Genomic DNA, 16,730 nt, shown 5'->3' with positions numbered 1-16,730 from the left:
CGGACAGATAAAAGTCTCTTCCTGTGTCAGAAACAGGATGAAATGCGCTCAGCGGGGGGGATCGACCCGCCCGGCGCCATTGCCGTTGACCCGAAACCAGCCGGCAATGCTGTAGCGCTCCCGGCTTGCGGGCAGCACCTCGTGGGGAAACTCTTCAGACAGGAAGAGCACCAGCCGCCCGCCCCGGGGGGAGACATCCATCAGAAACTGCTCGCTGTCGTCATAGACCCGCAATATTCCCCCCGCCTCTGGCTGCCAGTCGTTGTTCAGGTAGAACACCGAGGTGAGCCGGCGGTTGGATCGCCCGGCGAAGGCGTCGCGATGGGTGACGTAGAAGTCCCCCTGACGGTAGCGGGCAAAGTGGGCCTCGTAGTCGAACAGCCCCAGCATCAGGCTGCGATTGGCGGCCAGACGCAGGGACTCCATCCGGGCCAGATAGTCGGCCACCGGCGCGCCGAGGGAGGCGTCGAGCCAGTGGATCTGATCCCGACGGATATCGCGGTTGTCCTGATGCAGGGTCTCGCGCCCGATCCCCGCCGGTCGCCACTCGTCCGGCAGGCAGGCCTTGAGGGCATCCACCTCGGCGGCGGTTAAAAAATCATCCACTATCACCCAACCCCGGGTGTAGATGGCATCCATGACGGCTTGATAATCCAAGATAGGCTCGCAGCGAGGGGAGAGAGTGCGCTTTGTAGCGACTTCGGACCATCGGCACAAACCGGATTGCTTCTCTTGAGAAGTCCCGCCATCAATAGGAGTCTGGGGGGAACAGACGCCCTCCCCCTTGCTCCCCGGCCCTCGGCCCGTTAACGTGCAAGGATTGTCCCCGGGCGCCTTGTCGCCCCTCTTGCATCAGGAGAAACCATGCCCCTGCCCCTCATCCCCCTGCAACGACTCGATGGCACGGCCTGGTCCACCGCCGATCTGCAGGGCCGTGTCGTGCTAGTGGTCAACGTGGCAAGCCGCTGCGGTTTTACCCCCCAATACACCGGGCTTGAGGCCCTCTATCGCCAGTTCGGCCCCCAAGGCTTCGAGATCCTGGGCTTTCCCTGCGATCAGTTCGGCCATCAGGAGCCGGGCGATGCCGAGGAGATCGCCCGCTTCTGCTCGCTCGACTACCCTGTCAGCTTCCCCCTGATGGCCAAGTGCGAGGTCAACGGCGCCGGGGCCCACCCCCTCTATCGCTGGCTCAAGGAGCAAAAGCCCGGACTCCTTGGCAGCGAGGCCATCAAGTGGAACTTCACCAAGTTCCTGATTGACCGTGAAGGCCGGGTGATGGACCGCTTCGCCCCCCAGACCAGGCCGGAGGATCTGGTGCAGGCCATCGAGGGACTGCTCTGACGGGCGTGCGCCGAGGCCAGGGGGGCCCCTCTTAGCGCCCCCTGGCCTTTCCCTGCCGGGATGGCCGTGGCAACCCTGCTCGCGACACGGCTGCTGCGCGTGCGCCTCGCATCTGCTATATTACGCGCCCACTGTCTCTTGTGCGGTCGCTTTGCCGGGCTCAGGCCCAGCCTCGATGGCGGCCCACCCTATTTTCCATGTCGTGACGGACCAAGGCTGCCGTCACCCGTTGAGCCCAAGGCTCGGAGTGTCCCTCGAACATGTCATTCAATGAACTGGGTCTGTCACCGCACATCCTGCGGGCCGTCAAGGAGCTGGGTTACGAACAACCCACCCCCATCCAGCAGCAAGCCATTCCCGCCATCCTGGCCGGGCAGGACGTGCTGGGCGGCGCCCAGACAGGCACGGGCAAGACGGCCGGTTTCACCCTGCCCATGCTTCATCGACTGCTGGCCAACCACGGCCGTGGCGGTCGTCGCCAGGTGCGAGCCCTGGTGCTGACCCCGACCCGGGAGCTGGCCGCCCAGGTGGGCGAGAGCATCATCAAATATGCCCACCACCTGCCGTTTCGTACCCTGATCGCCTATGGCGGCGTCAGCATCAAGCCGAACCTGGACGCCATCAAGCTCGGGGTCGACATCCTGGTCGCCACCCCGGGCCGCCTGCTGGATCTGCTGACCCAGGGCGCCCTGACCCTGAGCGCCCTCGAGGTGCTGGTGCTGGATGAAGCGGACAGAATGCTCGACATGGGGTTCATCACCGACATTCGCCGCATCATGAAGGCCCTGCCGGAGGAGCGTCAGACCCTGCTCTTCTCCGCCACCTTCTCCAATGACATCAAGGCGCTGGCGGACGATCTGCTCAAGGATCCCACCCTCATCGAGGTGGATCCCAGCAACACCGCCGCCGAGCAGGTAAGCCAGCGCATCATCCAGGTCGATCGGGAACGCCGCCGGGAGATGCTCTCCCACATGATTGGCCGTGGCAACTGGCAGCGGGTGCTGGTGTTCGTGCGCACCAAGCAGATTGCCGACAGGCTCGCCCAGCAGATGCAGAAAGATGGCCTGGATACGGTCGCCATCCACGGTGACAAGAGCCAGGGGGCCCGCAACCGGGCGCTGGCGGATTTTCGTGAAGGCAAGGTGCGGGTGCTGGTTGCCACCGATATCGCCGCACGGGGTCTGGACATCGATCAGCTGCCCCACGTGATCAACTTCGAGCTGCCCCAGATGGCGGAGGATTACATCCACCGCATCGGCCGCACCGGCCGTGCCGGGCGCGGCGGCGAGGCCATCTCCCTGGTGAGCCAGGACGAGCTGGGTCAGCTCAAGGAGATCGAGGCGCTGATCGGCCAATCCCTGACCGTGGAGATCCTGGAAGGGTACGAGCCGAGCGGCAAGCCGAGCCGCCAGACCCTGCCGGGCAGCAAGCCGGTGCAAAACCCGCCCCGCGCCCGTGGCCATGCCAACGCCAAGGGCAAACCCGCCGCCGGGAAAGGCAAGGGGGATGGCGCCAAGAAGCCGGCCCAGCCTGCGCAAAACAAGTCCCGCAAGCGGGAAGTGGTGGGCGAGGACATCGGTTTCGCCCCCATGCGCCGCCTGCCCAAGGCCCAGCGGGGCGACTATCAGGACAACTCCAACGAGGAGTGAGGCGGCGCGAGCACTGCGTCCTGAACAACAAAAAACCGCCCGAGGGCGGTTTTTTTATGCTCTGGCGCCCTTAACCGGCGGCCAAGGCCATGTGCAGCAGGGGATAGGGCTTGCCCTGGCCATCCAGGGGGGAGCGCCCCGTCACCTCGAAGCCCAGGTGCTGGTAGAAGCCGACAGCCTGGGCATTCTGTTCGTTGACGTCCACGCGAGTCGCCCCCAGACAACGGATGGCGTGGTCCACCAGCTGGCGGCCGACCCCGCCCCCTCTCGCCTCGGGAGCGATGAACAGCATCTCGATATTGCCCTCAGCCACCCCGATAAAACCGACGATCACGCCATCCTGCCTGGCGCAATAAAGGCGCACGGCATCGAAATAGTGTTCGAGGATGAGAGGCTTGAGGGTGGCGATGTCTTCCTCTTGCAGGAAGTGATGGGTAGCGCGTACCGAGGCCTCCCAGAGAGCGATCAGGGCCGGGTAATCCTCGGTTTGTGCTGGTTCTATCTTCATGAATTGTTGGCTCAATTTATGGCAAAAGCGCCGATGCTAAGCCTTGGGGCCGAACCTCGTCAAGGTGCAGCCCTGGGCCTCTGCCTGCTTGATGACAAACCCCTTCTCGATGCCCGCCTTGAAGCCCAGCTTCTCATAGAGGCGATGGGCTTCATCGCGCCCTTCCCCCGAGAGCAGCATCACCTTGTAGCCATCCAGCCCCCAGGCCAGGGAGAGCGCCTGTTCAAGCACCTTCTGGCTCAGCCCCTGGCGTCGGAACGCAGAGGCCGTTACCACGTGCTCTATGATGCCAAAGGGCCTGCCGCCGTTGCTCAGGGTCGGGATCACCCCGAGCTGGCAGGTGGCGGCGAGCTCACCGCCCACCTTCGCCACGATGATCCGCACCTCGGGCCTGGCCAGCAGGCTCGCGAGCGTCTCCCTCGCCATGGAAAGCGGCATCACGGGATCCCGTGGTCTGAGCTCGGCGTAAAGGCTGAGCAAGCCGCCAGATCCTGCTCCCTGCACTCTCTGATCACCACCATGGCAACCCACCTGATCTGCCACTCCTCTTTCGGCTGATCATGCATGACGCCAGCATGGAGTGTGCGCAGGCATAATAGAGAAAGAAGATGCCTCCCCAGGTTGGGAAGGCATCGCGATCAACGGGTCTTGACCGCCTGGAGCAGGACAGAGACATCGGCGCCAACGCGGCGGGTCGCGATGGCTTCGCGAATGTCGCTCTCGCTGTAGCGACTGGCGGGGTAGACCACCACGCAGGCGGTGTCACCGGGAGCGAGGAAGTGTGTCTCGCCAAAGGGGGTGTAGCGGGTGGCGCCAATGCTGATGAGCGCATGGGCCGGGCGCCCCGCCTGGGCCAGCAGCCCCTGGATATGCTCGGCCGGGCCTTCGTCCTGCTGATGGTTGAACTTGTCGATGGCCCACGCCAGCAACTGACCGTGGAAGTAGCTGTAGTCCACCGCCGCGCTGTCGATCCCGTAGGGGTGCAGCTCCCCGTCCCGCTCCAGATAGCAGGCGATGCGGTAGTCATCGAGCTCGCATCCTGCGGCAAAGTGGGTCAGGGGCAGCAGGTTCGCGGCCAGCCCCTTGCTCTCTTCACCCCAGTTCTTCTTCTCGCTGATCTTGTTGGCATTGGGGCGACGGATGGAGCAGTCGTTGTAGGCGCCAAACGCCTTGGGATGGATGGCCACCACCTGCTCCCCCGCGTACTCCAGCTCGCACCACAGTGCCACCTCGGGTTCAATCTGCACCTTCTCGTCCCCGCTCACCGCCGCCTCCGGCAGGAAGATGGCATCGCCGCTCAGGGGAAAGACCCCGAGCTGGCCGGGATGGTTCGGCACATAGAAGGGGAACAGCGCCTTGGGGGCGACCTTGTCGTCAACCTTGACGGCGACGAAGTCCGCCGCCTCCCCTGCCTGCTCCAGGTGACCGGCGAAGTTGCCCGCCACGCCCAGTCCGATAAAGGGGGGCTGTGAGGTGATCTGCATCTGTGGCTCCACTGGCGCGGCCGGGGCCGCCGCCTCGTTGTCGTTGTTCAGGGCGGAAATACCGCCAAAGAGGGAGCTTATTAGAGCACAGCCCCCGTACGGCGCCCAGCCACCGGGCCACAAGCTGTGCACCAGGGCGGATTTCCCCTCACCATCTGGTCATAAAGTCGGCAGTCGATGCGAAGCTGTGATCCCGATGCTTGGGAGAGCCCGGCACTTTTGCTAGGCTGCCCTATTCATTTGCCGTTCGGGAGCCGTCGCAAGGCCATGGCCACCCACTTTCAGGGGCGCTTCGAGGTGGAGTTCAAATACCGCCTGACGGACAGCGCCGCCTTTGTGCATACCCTCACGGCCCTCAGCCCCGAGGTGATGGTGGCGGACAATCATGAGCAGGACTGCTACTTCGACACGGCAGATGGCGCCCTGGCCCGGGCAGAGAAGAGCCTGATCATCCGCACCATGGCCCCCAGCGGCATCCGGCTCTGGATAGTCAAAGGACCCGGACCCGATCGCTGCGAGGCGGTCAACATCACCGATGCGGACAAGGCGGCCAGCATGGTGCGCACCCTGGGCTACCAGCCGGTGCTGACCATCGACAAGCGGCGCAGCATCTATTTTCTGGGGGCCTTCCACGTCACGGTGGATCACCTGGCAGGCGTCGGTGATTTTGCCGAGCTCGCCATCATGACTGACGACGAGACCGCCCTGCCCGCCTACCGCGCGCAGTTGCTGGCGCTGGCTAGCCGGCTGGGACTGGCGCCCGAGATGCGGGAAACCCGCTCCTATCGCACCCTGTGCGAGCAGCGAGCCCCCCCCTTTGACAAGCGGCAACAAGAGGAATCTGCCCATGATCGACAAACTCGCCTGGCTGACCTTCAAGGAGGGACAACTGCTGTGCGCCCGCTCCCACGGCAAGGACATCTACTACATTCCGGGGGGCAAGCGCGAGCCGGGCGAGAGCGACGAGGCGGCCCTCGTTCGTGAAATCGAGGAAGAGCTCGCGGTCATCCTGAAACCCGACACCCTGGCGTTCGCCTGCGAGTTCAGCGCCCAGGCGGACGGCAAGCCGCAAGGGGTGAATGTCAATCTGCGTTGCTACACGGGGGACGCCGACGGCACGCCCGTCGCCTCGGCGGAGATCGCCGAGCTGCGCTGGCTGGACAGCCGCCACCTGGCCGAAGTCTCCCCCGTCTCCCGCCTGCTGTTCCAGTGGCTGGCAGCGCAGGGACTGATCCATTAAGAGACGGCGCACCTGACCGGATGATAATAGCACCGGCAGGAGAGTCCGCGCCCGAGACGTTAATCCCCCACGTGGGCCAAGAGAGAAGATGAGGACATTCAATGGAGATCCTTGAGGTCGAGAGCACCAGAGGCATCAAACCGGCGCTGATCGCCCTGCTGCAAGATTGCGTGGCCAGCGGTGCCTCGGTGGGCTTTCTGCCTCCCCTGCAGGAAGAGCAGGGGCTGGCGTACTGGCAAGGCATCGAGGGGGAGCTGGCGGATGGAGTGCGCAAGCTCTGGGTGGCGTTTGATCAGCACCATCTGGTGGGCGCCCTGCAGCTCTCCCTGTGCACAAAGGCCAACGGGGGCCACAGGGCCGAAGTGGAAAAGCTGATGGTCCACAGCCAGGCCCGTGGCAAGGGGGTGGGCCGCGCCCTGATGAACGCCATGGAGCAAGGGGCCCGGGACGCCAGGCGTACCTTGCTGGTGCTGGATACCCGGGTCGGCGACGTGGCCTCCAGCCTCTATCGCCAGCTCGGCTATCAGGAGGCCGGCCAGATCCCGGACTTCGCCCGCAATGGGGACGGCACCCTCGCCGCCACCCAGTTCTTCTACAAGCAGCTCTGAGGCAGACGGCCTGGCAAGACCGGACAGCGTGCCGGTCTTGCCCCCTCCAAGGCTCGGCGTACATAGGTTTTTGGTTCAATCAGACTCATCGGCAAGGAGCCATCATGATATTGGAAGTCGCCCATCTGCAGATCATTCCCGGCAAGGCCACTGACTTCGAGCAGGCCTTCGCCCGAGCCCAGCACATCATCAGCGCCATGCCCGGCTACCTGGGCCACCAGTTGCAGCGTGCCCTGGACGATCCCCATCACTACCTGCTGCTGGTGCAGTGGGCGCGGCTGGAAGATCACACCCGGGGGTTCAGGGGCTCCCCCCGGTACCAGGAGTGGAAGGCCCTGCTGCACCACTTCTACGACCCCTTCCCCAGGGTCGAACATTTTCAGGATGCAACACCGATCAGTGCCGCAAGCTGAACCTTGATCAGCTCGTCCCGTCACGGGCTGATCAATGGCGTCAGGCCAGGCGCTCGGCCCTGTGGGCAATCTGCGGCTCGGCAAAGGCGCTCTGGGCCGCGATGAGCTGCAGCTCGTAGGCATTCGCCTCCCAGGTCTGTCTCAGCACCGCATCCACCGCGGCGTTGGTGCGCTCGAAGGCGCTCACCCCATCATATCCCGCCTGCAGGTTGGCCAACATCAGGGCGCTGATGAGATCCCCCACGCCCACCGGTTGGCGCGCGAAATCGTAAAGGGGACGGGCGATCAGATAGTCTCCCTCGGGGGTGGCAAGCAGCATCTCGAAGCGGCCGGGGACGCTGGCGGCGCGACCCAGGTGCTTGACCAGCACCATCTTCACCCCCTTCTCCAGCAACTGGCGTGCGGCGACCCGGGTCTGGGCCAGGGTTGTCAGATGGACATCGCACAGGGTCTCCAGCTCCAGCAGATTGGGGGCCATGATGTCCGCCACCGGCAGGGCCTGCTCGGTGAGAAAGCGGGTGACGCCCGGGGCGACGATGCACCCCTTCTCCGGATGCCCCATCACGGGATCGCAGAAATAGAGGGCCGCCGGATTGGCTCGTTTCACCGCCGCCACCACCGCCAGGATCTCGTCCCCCTGCTCCGCCGAGCCCAGATAGCCACTTAGCACCGCATCGCAGCGCGCCAGCACCTCGATATTGCAAAGCCCCTGGCACAAGGCGGCAATGTGGCCCGCCGGCATTGCCATTCCCTGCCAACCCGCCTCGTACTGGGTGTGGTTGGAGAACTGCACCGTATTGATGGGCCACACCTCCATGCCGAGACGGCGCATGGGGAACACGGCGGCGCTGTTGCCGGCACAGCCAAACACCACGTGGGACTGGATAGAGAGAATGCGTTTCATCGACACCACCGGACAAGAAGCCTGAGGAAAAGAGGCAATATATCGGATGAAGAGACGGCTCTTCCAGCAATTAACGCCCTGACTCCCTATTTATGCTTCTGCAGGCTTAACCTGCCGCATATTTGACCCCCGCTACCCTGTTTCTGTACAACCCTGGAGCCATCTCCCCGCTGCTGCGGGGTGATAAATGTACTTGTACGTCTCTTGTCTGATGGCATACAAGGTGATTTTTAAACCAGCCATGAACAGTCGGGATCAAGGATGAGGTCCGATGAAAAGGCGCCAGTCGGCAGTCGGCAGTCGGCAGTCGGCAGTCGGCAGTCGGCAGTCGGCAGTCGGCAGTCGGCAGTCGGCAGTCGGCAGTCGGCAGTCGCAAAGTAAGGCAACAAGGGCAAGGGTCAAGGAGACGTCGGAAGATCACAGGACAAAGGCGGCCTCCCCTTGCCTGACACCGTGGCAACGGCAAGCCATACGCAGTGGCGACAGCAAGTCACGTCACCAGTGCCGTGACTGCAGCGAGTCGCCAGCAGTCGTCAGAGGGAGCGCGGTGCTTGGGCGTCTCAATCCCGGGCGAAGTGGTAGACCCAGCCTTCGTCCGGTGCCATCTCCTCCGGCAGGTCCACCAGAGCAGGCAGCGAGGTGACGGCCCCTTCGGCCGCATATTGCAGGGCCATCAGGGCGCAGAGCGCGGCATCATAGGGATCCGTTCCAGGGATGAGGATTGCTGGCAGGTGGGGTTGCAGCTCGGGCCGCACAGCAGAGGCTTTGCCCCCCATTTTGGCCAGGGCGGGATAGACCTCCAGCACCGCGCGCCCGGCAGCCCTCGCCCGTTTTGGCACCAGTTGCAGATCCCCGAGGCGCGGCAGCATGGAGAGGGCCAGGGTGGCGTTGTTGCCGAGCCTGTCGAAGGTGGCGGAGAGGGGCTTCTTGCCATAGTGCTGATAGAGCCAGCGCTCGCAATCCCGGTAGGCGTAAGGGTTGTCAATCTCCCGCTGGGGCACGGGAAAGCCGCTCCCCCACCCCGCCAGCAGATCGGCGAGGGCGCGGGGAAAGGCCAGGGGCGCATCGATGCCGAGAGCAAGGCGCGGGCAGGCCAGCACCTGCATCAGCGCCACCTCGTCTTGCAGGGCCGGGCGCAGCAGGGCATCCAGATCCGGCGCGACCCGGGAGCTCAGGCGAAACAGGGGGGAGATCCCGAGCCAGTGCAGACGCGACTCCCGGGCCTGCCAACCCACCACCGCCACCGCCTGGGCATTGCCCTGCCAGCCCCTCACGTCCCAGCCGATGCCGATGGCGTCCATGTGTTCCGTTGTCATGCCCCTGTTACCTCTGTGCAGCCTTGATGGAGCACAGGGTAATGGCTGCCCCTCCTAAAGCAAGGGCAAGTTGGTCCCTAGAAGGATTTCTTGAAGTTGATCAGGGGCAGAATGGGGAAGATGCCGTTCTCGGCGTAGTTGGCCAGGCCAATCTGCAAGCCGTCCAGGTGCTTGGTGGCATTGACGAATCCCAGCTGGAACGTGGTGCGTTCGGCATAGTTGACGAAGCCGACGTTGGCCAGGGCATTGCCCTGGGCGATGTTGACCGCCCCCCAGTTGAGCCCCTTCACATTGTTGGTCAGGTTGACGAAGCCCAGATTGAGGCCGGTATCCTGCCCTTCGTGCCAGTTGACGGCGTTGATGGCGACCCCGCCAAACTGATGGCGCACCCGGCTCGCGCCAAAGAACACACCAAGCTGCAGGCCGGTGAACTGATCCACGTCGGAGAGGGCGAACACCGGCAGATCGATCCCCTTCACCTGGCCGGTGCGGCCGTAGAGGAAGGAAGCCCTTGCCCCTTCCACCTGATTGGACGAGGGCAGGTTGACACCGGGCAGGGAGATCTGGACCGGCGTGCTGGCCTGGGCGACACCGGCGAGGGTCAGGGCACCACAGCCGAGCAGCAGGGCGAACGGTTTCATCGGGGATTCCTTGTGAAGAGGGTGTGGCTCAAGGGTACCAGCGCAGGCCCCGGGGAACGAGACCCCGCCCCCTGCCCTGCGTCACCTCTCGTCTGAACCCGGGGATGGCTCTCTCGGCGGATTGGAAAATTCAAACAGAAACTAACATTTATACCAAAGGTGGATTGGTTGCAGAATGCTCAAACGTGTGTTTGAACAGAGCAAACAACACGTAACACAGGGATGACGTGCTGTACCCGCAAGAAGGGTCGATTGACCCGCAAAAACAGTGTTCTGCCGAACCGGAGACCCATGATGAATATGGACGTGATCAAGAGCTTTACCGAGCAGATGCAAGGCTTTGCCGCTCCCCTCACCCGCTACAACCAGCTGCTGGCCAGCAACATCGAACAGCTGACCCGGTTGCAACTGGCGTCCGCCAATGCCTACGCCGAACTGGGGCTCAACCAGTTGCAGGCCGTCGGCAAGGTGCAGGATGCCCAGAGCCTGGCGGCCCTCGGCACCGTGCAGCTGGAGAGCGCCAGCCAGCTCTCCCGCCAGATGCTGGATGACATCCAGAAGCTCAGCACCCTCGGCCAGCAGTTCAAGGAAGAACTGGATGCCCTGACCGCAGATGGCATCAAGAAGAGCACGGGCAAGGCCTGATAACCCCTGGCTGCCCGTCTTGCGGGCAGCCACATCTCCCCACGACTCGACAGAACGGGCAAGTGCCCGCCCCGGGCGTGGGTGAAGGAGAACACATGAGCCAATCATCTTACGGCCCGCTGTTCGAGGCCCTGGCCCACTACAACGACAAGCTGCTGGCCAGGCCAGAGCCCAGACCGAGCGCACCGCCCAGGCCCTGCTGCAGACCAGTCTGGACGATCTGGGCCAGGTGCTGGAGCAGGGCAGCCAGCAGCCCTGGCAGCTGATCCAGTCCCAGATGAACTGGTGGCAGGATCAGCTCAAGCTGATGCAGCACACCCTGCTCAAGAGTGCAGGCCAGCCGAGCGAGCCGGTGATCACCCCGGATCGCAGCGATCGCCGCTTCAAGGCCGACGCCTGGAGCGAGCAACCCCTCTATGACTACCTCAAGCAATCCTATCTGCTGACCGCAAGACACCTGCTGGCGGCGGTGGATGCCCTGGAGGGCGTGCCCGAGAAGAGCCGGGAGCGACTGCGCTTTTTCACCCGCCAGTACGTCAACGCCATGGCTCCCAGCAACTTCCTGGCCACCAACCCGGAGCTGCTCAAGCTCACCCTGGAGTCCGACGGCCAGAATCTGGTGCGCGGCCTTGCGCTCCTGGCCGAAGATCTGGAGCGCAGCGCCGATCACCTCAACATCCGCCTGACCGACGAGTCCGCCTTCGAGCTCGGCCGGGATCTGGCGACCACCCCGGGCCGGGTAGTGCTGCGCACCGAGCTCTTTGAGCTCATCCAGTACAGCCCGACCACAGCGACGGTGGGCAAGACCCCGGTGCTGGTCGTGCCCCCGTACTACATCATGGACATGCGCCCCCAGAACTCCCTGGTGGCCTGGCTGGTCGCCCAGGGGCAGACGGTCTTCATGATCTCCTGGCGCAACCCGGGGGTGGCACAGGGGCAGGTCGATCTCGACGACTACGTGGTGGACGGGGTCATCGCCGCCCTGGACGCCGTGGAGGCGGCCACCGGCGAGCGGGAGGTGCACGGCATCGGCTACTGCATCGGTGGCACTGCATTGTCACTCGCCATGGGCTGGCTGGCGGCGCGGCGCCAGAAACAGCGGGTACGCAGCGCCACCCTGTTCACCACCCTGCTGGACTTCTCCCAGCCCGGGGAGCTTGGCATCTTCATCCACGAGCCCATCATCGCGGCGCTGGAGGCCCAGAACGAGGCCAGGGGCATCATGGACGGGCGCCAGCTGGCGGTCTCCTTCAGTCTGCTGCGGGAGAACAGCCTCTACTGGAACTACTACATCGACAGCTACCTCAAGGGCCAGAGCCCGGTGGCGTTCGATCTGCTGCACTGGAACAGCGACAGCACCAACGTGGCGGGCAAGACCCACAACAGCCTGCTGCGCCGACTCTACCTGGAAAACCAGCTGGTGAAGGGGGAGCTCAAGATCCGCCACACCCGCATCGATCTCGCCAAGGTGAAGACCCCGGTGCTGCTGGTGTCCGCCGCGGACGATCACATCGCCCTCTGGCAGGGGACCTGGCAGGGCATGGCGCTGTTCGGGGGCGAGCGGCGCTTCATTCTGGCCGAATCCGGGCACATCGCCGGCATCATCAATCCGCCGGATGCCAACAAATACGGCTTCTGGCAGAGCGAGGCCGAGGCGGACAGCCCGGCGCAGTGGCTGGCGGGGGCGACCCACCAGAGCGGCTCCTGGTGGCCCGAGATGATGCGCTTTATCAAAGACCGTGACGAGGCAGAGCCCGTCCCCGCCCGGCAGCCTGTCGAGGGGCTGGAGGCGGCCCCCGGCAGCTACGTCAAGGTACGGCTCAATCCGGTGTTTGCCGGCGTCAGGAAGCAAGAAGAGGGGCTCGTATGAGTACACAAACCCTTGCCGTGGGCCAGAAGGCTCGCCTGACCAAGCGCTTCGGCCCGGCCGAGGTGGCGGCCTTCGCCGGCCTCTCGGAGGATTTCAATCCCCTGCACCTGGACCCGGACTTCGCCGCCACGACGGTGTTCGAGCGCCCCATCGTCCACGGCATGTTGCTGGCGAGCCTCTTCTCCGGGCTGCTCGGTCAGCAGTTGCCAGGCAAGGGGAGCATCTACCTGGGCCAGAGCCTCGGCTTCAAACTGCCGGTGTTCGTGGGGGACGAGGTGACGGCGGAGGTGGAGATCATCGCCCTGCGGGACGACAAGCCCATCGCCACCCTGGCCACCCGCATCTTCACCCAGGGCGGCGCCCTCGCCGTGACGGGGGAAGCGGTGGTGAAACTCCCTTGAGCGCCAGTGGCCCCCAGAGACACAACCAGCCCGGTCGGGCTGGTTTTTTTGCCTGTGCTCGCCCCTTTTTCGGGGCAATTCGGCCCGGGCCCTTTCCCTGCCCCGCCTAACTGCCTAGAATGAGCCCCCGCTGTTTCAGCCATTCATCCAGCTAGAGGATTTCCCATGGAGACGTTTCTGCTCGAAGGTCACCCCTTCGTTGCCTTGTGTGACCTGATCAAGCATCAGGGTTGGGCCGATTGCGGCGGTGCCGCCAAGGCGCTGGTCGCCGAGGGCCTGGTGGAAGTGGACGGTCAGGTCGAGACCCGCAAACGCTGCAAGATAGTCGCCGAGCAGGTGGTCAACTTCAACGGCATGAAGGTCGTGGTGAAGGAAGGCGTCAGCCCCGAGATCCTCTGATCCTGACGCCCTGCCACGTAAGCGCTACCCAGCACAGTCGCCGAGTAGGTGGTCAACTTCAGCGGCATGAAGGCCGTGGTGAAGGAAGGGAGCAGTCCCGAGATCCCCTGATCCTGACGCCCTGCCACGCCAGCACTACCCAGCACAGTGGCCGAGCAGGTGGTCAACTTCAACGGCATGAAGGCCGTGGTGAAGGAAGGGAGCAGTCCCGAGATCCTCTGATCCCGGCTTGAACAAGGGCGCCAGCGCGCCCTCTGGCCTTCAGCTGGCCTTGATGGAGAGGGTCAGCACGAAGCGGGCCATGGCCTCGTCGCCGTTGCGAGACGGGCAGGTGGCCACCACCTGGATGGGGCGGTTGATGCGCTGACCGCTCGCCAGGGACTCGTCGATCATGGCGTCGATAAGCTCCCCCGCCGCGCAATCAAACTGCACGTCCCCCTCCGGGCGCTTCAAAAACTCCCCCTGCACATCCTTGAAGGCAAAATGCACCTTCTTGCGCCGCGCCCGCCCCTTCTCCATGACCAGGAGCCCCCCCACCAGGTCGGCACCGGTGGCGAGCGCCCCGAAATACATGCTGCCCAGGTGGTTGCGGGTGCGCCAGCCCAGCGGAATGCGGATGCGCAGCGCCCTGGCGTCCATCTGCTCGATGACGGGGGCACAAAAACCAATGACGGGAATGTAGCGCCAGGCGAACAGACGCAGGGCGAGGTTGGCTTTGAGGCGTTGCAGGTCCATTGCAAACTGATCCGATGAGTAAATGTGATACAAATGTTGCCAGTCTGCTTCCCGATAGACAAGCCTCCCGTGCCATCCCTGTGAGCGGCCCCCCAAAGGGTATTTGCAAAATTCATGCAATGGCCAGGTTCTATTTGCCTGGCAAATGATAAAACCGGCCTTTCCTGACCCCGGGTCGCCCCTCTCTTTTCCCTTTTTCCGATTTTTTTCAAGGTCCCGCCCCGGATGACGGGACCATGACGGCCATATCCGAATGAAACACAACGAGAAATACTCCCCGTCTGGGGGCTAGCCCAGGATCCCGCCCCCGCCACTGGGATTATTCGCAGTAACCAAACCCCCTCTCCCTCGCTAGGCTGTGTTCTCAAAATGCTGGTTTTCTGTCCACCAATAGCTCTCGTAAGTAACGAAGGCAGAAAGCCAGCTTGATAAAAGCAGCAAAACTTCCCGCCAGCTTTTCATATCTCGTTGAGAATCGGCGAAACTTCTTCAGCCATCCGAAGCACCGCTCGACCACATTTCGCCTGCGATAACGAGCTTTGTCTAATACTAGAGGTCGTCCCTTATGGTGCCGCTGCTGGTCGCTGCGCTGCGGGATGACTGCTTTTATCCCTCTGCGCCGGAGTTCGGCCCGCAAAGCCCTGCTGCTATAGGCCTTATCTGCGGCAAGATGCGTTGGTCACGTGCGATAACGGCCTGATGAAGTCGGGATCCTTGCCATGGCCAACGCACTTGTCGCATATCTGATTTCCGCTGATTGCCCCGGCGAAAGGCAGAACCCCAGCGGTAAACCATTACCATCAGTGACCAAGTGAATTTTGCTGCCAAAACCACCACGAGAGCGACCAAGTGCTTGATTCACCGGAGTGTTTTTTTACGCGCTCCGGCAGCATCTTTGGATGCCCTGACATTGGAGCCGTCCAGGCACCACAGGTCGAAATCGATGAGCCCTTCTTCATTGAGCTTGAGTTGCAGCGCTTCCAGAATGGCATCAATCCGGCCTGCATCCTGCCAACGCCGGAAGGTGTTGTAGACCGAATTCCATGGTCCGAAACGTTCTGGAAGGTCTCGCCAAGGAGCTCCGGTGTGGAGTATCCAGAGAATGCCATCGAGCACTTGGCGCGGTTCATGGGTAGGGCGCCCGATCAGGCTTCGAGAAGAAAACTGGGGCTCGATAAGCCCCCATTGTGCATCAGTCAGCTGATAACGGTGGGACACGGAATGGATCTTAAGCTGTTGAGAAGATGTGAGATTATATCTTCATCACTTTAAGAACACAGCCTAGGCTGTTGCTGGCCAGGAAGTAGCCACTCGGCACCGGGTCAACCCGTCTACCAATCTCACCATAAGGATAGAGAGATGAGTCACGTGCAACAGTTGTTCAACGGGGGCGAGAGCGCCGGTACTTTCCAGCTCAACTTCAACAACAACCGTGCCTACGAGCTGTTTGGCCGGGAGTACCTCAAGTGCTATGCCAACCTCAGCGCCAAGGGGAAGATGAGCAAGCCCCTGCCCACCGGGCCGCTGAGCTACACCGTCGACTTCGCCATGGATTGCGGCTGCAGTTCGGTGCTGTTTGACTTCAACCTCGCCTACAAGAAGACCTTCGGCAACCAGTTGCAGGCCCCCCTGTGGCGCGAGTCGGACTACGAGGCCGTAGCTGGTGCTCTGCCAGCTGGTGCGCGAGGCACCGGCCAACCGCCTGAGCAACCATGATCAGTTCGCCGAGGCCGAGGCCTTCTTCAACGACGTCAATCTGCCCGACACCGTCCGGGCGGTGGGCAGTGATCCCTATGCCGACAAGGACGGCCTGGTGGAGTTCATCGTGGCCAACGAGCTGCTGGACGATCCCGCAGTCATGGCCAAGCTGGCGGAACAGAAGGCCTACCTCATCGCCATCACCTCCGTGGTCACCGCCTACATCAACCGTTACGCCGAAGCCTATGGCGAGCAGTACAAGACGGACGCGGATCTCTGGGCCAGGGCCCTCTCCAAGATCCCCCTGATGGGGCCGAGCAAGATCGATCAGCAGAGCTACAGCCGCCACATCAAGGGGCTCAGCATCGCCACCGACTTCATCAACTTCATCATGGACGTGGTGGTGAGCCAGGGCACCACGGCGCTGGCCAGCTTCAACAAGTTCCTGCAAAAGCAGGGGGATGCCATCCGCTTCGGGGTGGAGAACAACAAGGACTTCACAAGACCATCACGGTGGGGGTCACAGTGGAAGTGTTCAAGGTGGGCAACGAGCTGGTCTATGTGCCGAAGATCAAGCAGTACCGCGTCAACTTCGACCGCCAGAACAGCAAGTTCACCTCCGCCTGTGCCAGCGCCGAGTTCGTCGACATCTACTTCAACTACCTCTATGCCGCCAACGTGTTCGACTACGAGGCCCTCAAGGACCCCGAGATCAAGCGCGACTTCGACAACTTCATCCAGAAGCAGCGCAAGGCACAAATTGAAGAAGCGGATACCTTCTTCAACGATGACTTCCCGCCCCTGGAGCCCAAGCTGGTCAGCCGCAGCAAGGTCACGGTGTAACCCTGCCTGTCAAAAAAAACAGCCGGCAGATGCCG

At 63.1% G+C, this 16,730-nt stretch carries 16 protein-coding genes and 6 pseudogenes; 13 read left to right on the top strand and 9 right to left on the bottom strand.

Annotated features, from left to right (window positions below; genetic code table 11):
• Positions 1-48: 48 nt before the first annotated feature.
• A complete protein-coding gene (locus tag HKD46_RS11270; protein ID WP_029314582.1) occupies positions 49-657 on the bottom strand; it encodes a 2OG-Fe(II) oxygenase in 609 nt (202 codons plus the stop codon).
• 207 nt (positions 658-864) lie between these two features.
• On the opposite strand from HKD46_RS11270, the gene HKD46_RS11265 reads away from it, so the two are divergent.
• On the top strand, positions 865-1,341 hold the full coding sequence (locus HKD46_RS11265; protein ID WP_010674868.1) for a glutathione peroxidase: 477 nt from the start codon (positions 865-867) through the stop codon (positions 1,339-1,341).
• A 260-nt stretch (positions 1,342-1,601) separates the two neighbouring features.
• Positions 1,602-2,990, top strand: a complete 1,389-nt coding sequence (locus HKD46_RS11260) for a DEAD/DEAH box helicase (RefSeq protein WP_010674869.1) — start codon at positions 1,602-1,604, stop codon at positions 2,988-2,990.
• A gap of 70 nt (positions 2,991-3,060) precedes the next feature.
• On the opposite strand, the gene HKD46_RS11255 is transcribed toward HKD46_RS11260, so the two are convergent.
• The 3 genes and pseudogenes from HKD46_RS11255 to HKD46_RS11245 all read right to left on the bottom strand — a co-directional run bounded on the left by HKD46_RS11255 (position 3,061) and on the right by HKD46_RS11245 (position 4,982).
• Positions 3,061-3,498 (bottom strand): acetyltransferase, encoded by a 438-nt coding sequence (locus tag HKD46_RS11255; RefSeq protein ID WP_010674870.1) that lies wholly within the window; start codon positions 3,496-3,498, stop codon positions 3,061-3,063.
• Positions 3,499-3,534: 36 nt separating this feature from the next.
• Positions 3,535-4,019: pseudogene (locus HKD46_RS11250) on the bottom strand (GNAT family N-acetyltransferase).
• Between the two features lie 117 nt (positions 4,020-4,136).
• Complete coding sequence (locus HKD46_RS11245; protein WP_010674872.1) at positions 4,137-4,982, bottom strand: DUF5718 family protein; 846 nt, start codon at positions 4,980-4,982, stop codon at positions 4,137-4,139.
• A gap of 267 nt (positions 4,983-5,249) precedes the next feature.
• Between HKD46_RS11245 and HKD46_RS11240 the strand changes: the two are divergent.
• From HKD46_RS11240 to HKD46_RS11225, 4 genes and pseudogenes are all read left to right on the top strand, one after another.
• A pseudogene (locus tag HKD46_RS11240) lies at positions 5,250-5,813 on the top strand (class IV adenylate cyclase); the annotation flags it as partial.
• 16 nt (positions 5,814-5,829) lie between these two features.
• Positions 5,830-6,222 carry an NUDIX domain-containing protein gene (locus tag HKD46_RS11235; RefSeq protein ID WP_010674874.1) on the top strand — a complete coding sequence of 131 codons (393 nt, stop codon included), beginning with the start codon at positions 5,830-5,832 and terminating at the stop codon, positions 6,220-6,222.
• A gap of 101 nt (positions 6,223-6,323) precedes the next feature.
• Positions 6,324-6,830, top strand: coding sequence for a GNAT family N-acetyltransferase (locus HKD46_RS11230; protein ID WP_010674875.1), 507 nt, complete (start codon positions 6,324-6,326; stop codon positions 6,828-6,830).
• Positions 6,831-6,934: 104 nt separating this feature from the next.
• Positions 6,935-7,243 (top strand): antibiotic biosynthesis monooxygenase, encoded by a 309-nt coding sequence (locus HKD46_RS11225; protein WP_010674876.1) that lies wholly within the window; start codon positions 6,935-6,937, stop codon positions 7,241-7,243.
• Positions 7,244-7,283: 40 nt separating this feature from the next.
• Here HKD46_RS11225 and pdxY read toward each other — a convergent pair whose 3' ends face one another.
• The 3 genes from pdxY to HKD46_RS11210 all read right to left on the bottom strand — a co-directional run bounded on the left by pdxY (position 7,284) and on the right by HKD46_RS11210 (position 10,104).
• Positions 7,284-8,147 carry a pyridoxal kinase PdxY gene (gene pdxY / locus HKD46_RS11220; RefSeq protein ID WP_010674877.1) on the bottom strand — a complete coding sequence of 288 codons (864 nt, stop codon included), beginning with the start codon at positions 8,145-8,147 and terminating at the stop codon, positions 7,284-7,286.
• A gap of 560 nt (positions 8,148-8,707) precedes the next feature.
• Complete coding sequence (locus tag HKD46_RS11215) at positions 8,708-9,463, bottom strand: DUF429 domain-containing protein (RefSeq protein ID WP_029314586.1); 756 nt, start codon at positions 9,461-9,463, stop codon at positions 8,708-8,710.
• A 77-nt stretch (positions 9,464-9,540) separates the two neighbouring features.
• Positions 9,541-10,104 (bottom strand): VC2662 family protein, encoded by a 564-nt coding sequence (locus HKD46_RS11210; protein WP_010674879.1) that lies wholly within the window; start codon positions 10,102-10,104, stop codon positions 9,541-9,543.
• Between the two features lie 294 nt (positions 10,105-10,398).
• On the opposite strand from HKD46_RS11210, the gene HKD46_RS11205 reads away from it, so the two are divergent.
• The 5 genes and pseudogenes from HKD46_RS11205 to HKD46_RS11185 form a co-directional block, all read left to right on the top strand.
• Positions 10,399-10,749, top strand: coding sequence for a phasin family protein (locus HKD46_RS11205; protein WP_041211496.1), 351 nt, complete (start codon positions 10,399-10,401; stop codon positions 10,747-10,749).
• A gap of 95 nt (positions 10,750-10,844) precedes the next feature.
• Positions 10,845-12,619 (top strand): annotated as a pseudogene (locus HKD46_RS11200) (class I poly(R)-hydroxyalkanoic acid synthase).
• Positions 12,616-13,020 carry a MaoC family dehydratase gene (locus HKD46_RS11195; RefSeq protein ID WP_042863938.1) on the top strand — a complete coding sequence of 135 codons (405 nt, stop codon included), beginning with the start codon at positions 12,616-12,618 and terminating at the stop codon, positions 13,018-13,020. Before HKD46_RS11200 ends, HKD46_RS11195 begins: the two are co-directional and overlap by 4 nt.
• Positions 13,021-13,185: 165 nt before the next feature.
• Complete coding sequence (ybcJ, locus tag HKD46_RS11190) at positions 13,186-13,419, top strand: ribosome-associated protein YbcJ (protein WP_010674882.1); 234 nt, start codon at positions 13,186-13,188, stop codon at positions 13,417-13,419.
• Between the two features lie 147 nt (positions 13,420-13,566).
• Positions 13,567-13,641, top strand: a pseudogene (locus HKD46_RS11185) (ribosome-associated protein); the annotation flags it as partial.
• Positions 13,642-13,680: 39 nt separating this feature from the next.
• On the opposite strand, the gene HKD46_RS11180 reads toward HKD46_RS11185, so the two are convergent.
• Positions 13,681-14,154, bottom strand: a complete 474-nt coding sequence (locus HKD46_RS11180; protein ID WP_010674883.1) for a DUF4442 domain-containing protein — start codon at positions 14,152-14,154, stop codon at positions 13,681-13,683.
• A 364-nt stretch (positions 14,155-14,518) separates the two neighbouring features.
• Positions 14,519-15,372 (bottom strand): annotated as a pseudogene (locus tag HKD46_RS11175) (IS5 family transposase).
• A gap of 141 nt (positions 15,373-15,513) precedes the next feature.
• Between HKD46_RS11175 and HKD46_RS21375 the strand changes: the two are divergent.
• A complete protein-coding gene (locus tag HKD46_RS21375; protein WP_010674886.1) occupies positions 15,514-15,870 on the top strand; it encodes a hypothetical protein in 357 nt (118 codons plus the stop codon).
• A pseudogene (locus tag HKD46_RS21625) lies at positions 15,818-16,695 on the top strand (hypothetical protein). The gene HKD46_RS21375 and the pseudogene HKD46_RS21625 overlap by 53 nt, the downstream one beginning before the upstream one ends.
• Positions 16,696-16,730: the final 35 nt, after the last annotated feature.

The organism is Aeromonas sp. TW 6, from assembly GCF_013168745.1.
GTDB classification, from domain to species: Bacteria; Pseudomonadota; Gammaproteobacteria; order Enterobacterales; family Aeromonadaceae; genus Aeromonas; species Aeromonas caviae.
Note: the sequence above shows the minus strand (reverse complement) of the source record. Positions and strands in the feature narration are given on the sequence as shown.

Bases quoted from the DNA above. Each gene is read 5' to 3' on its own strand.
- HKD46_RS11225 (WP_010674876.1), top strand. From the start codon at position 6,935: ATGATATTGGAAGTCGCCCATCTGCAGATCATTCCCGGCAAGGCCACT.
- HKD46_RS11210 (WP_010674879.1), bottom strand. From the start codon at position 10,104: ATGAAACCGTTCGCCCTGCTGCTCGGCTGTGGTGCCCTGACCCTCGCC.
- HKD46_RS11260 (WP_010674869.1), top strand. From the start codon at position 1,602: ATGTCATTCAATGAACTGGGTCTGTCACCGCACATCCTGCGGGCCGTC.
- HKD46_RS11180 (WP_010674883.1), bottom strand. From the start codon at position 14,154: ATGGACCTGCAACGCCTCAAAGCCAACCTCGCCCTGCGTCTGTTCGCC.
- HKD46_RS11245 (WP_010674872.1), bottom strand. From the start codon at position 4,982: ATGCAGATCACCTCACAGCCCCCCTTTATCGGACTGGGCGTGGCGGGC.
- HKD46_RS11265 (WP_010674868.1), top strand. From the start codon at position 865: ATGCCCCTGCCCCTCATCCCCCTGCAACGACTCGATGGCACGGCCTGG.
- HKD46_RS11205 (WP_041211496.1), top strand. From the start codon at position 10,399: ATGAATATGGACGTGATCAAGAGCTTTACCGAGCAGATGCAAGGCTTT.
- HKD46_RS11255 (WP_010674870.1), bottom strand. From the start codon at position 3,498: ATGAAGATAGAACCAGCACAAACCGAGGATTACCCGGCCCTGATCGCT.
- ybcJ (WP_010674882.1), top strand. From the start codon at position 13,186: ATGGAGACGTTTCTGCTCGAAGGTCACCCCTTCGTTGCCTTGTGTGAC.
- HKD46_RS11215 (WP_029314586.1), bottom strand. From the start codon at position 9,463: ATGACAACGGAACACATGGACGCCATCGGCATCGGCTGGGACGTGAGG.
- HKD46_RS11230 (WP_010674875.1), top strand. From the start codon at position 6,324: ATGGAGATCCTTGAGGTCGAGAGCACCAGAGGCATCAAACCGGCGCTG.
- HKD46_RS21375 (WP_010674886.1), top strand. From the start codon at position 15,514: ATGAGTCACGTGCAACAGTTGTTCAACGGGGGCGAGAGCGCCGGTACT.
- HKD46_RS11195 (WP_042863938.1), top strand. From the start codon at position 12,616: ATGAGTACACAAACCCTTGCCGTGGGCCAGAAGGCTCGCCTGACCAAG.
- HKD46_RS11235 (WP_010674874.1), top strand. From the start codon at position 5,830: ATGATCGACAAACTCGCCTGGCTGACCTTCAAGGAGGGACAACTGCTG.
- pdxY (WP_010674877.1), bottom strand. From the start codon at position 8,147: ATGAAACGCATTCTCTCTATCCAGTCCCACGTGGTGTTTGGCTGTGCC.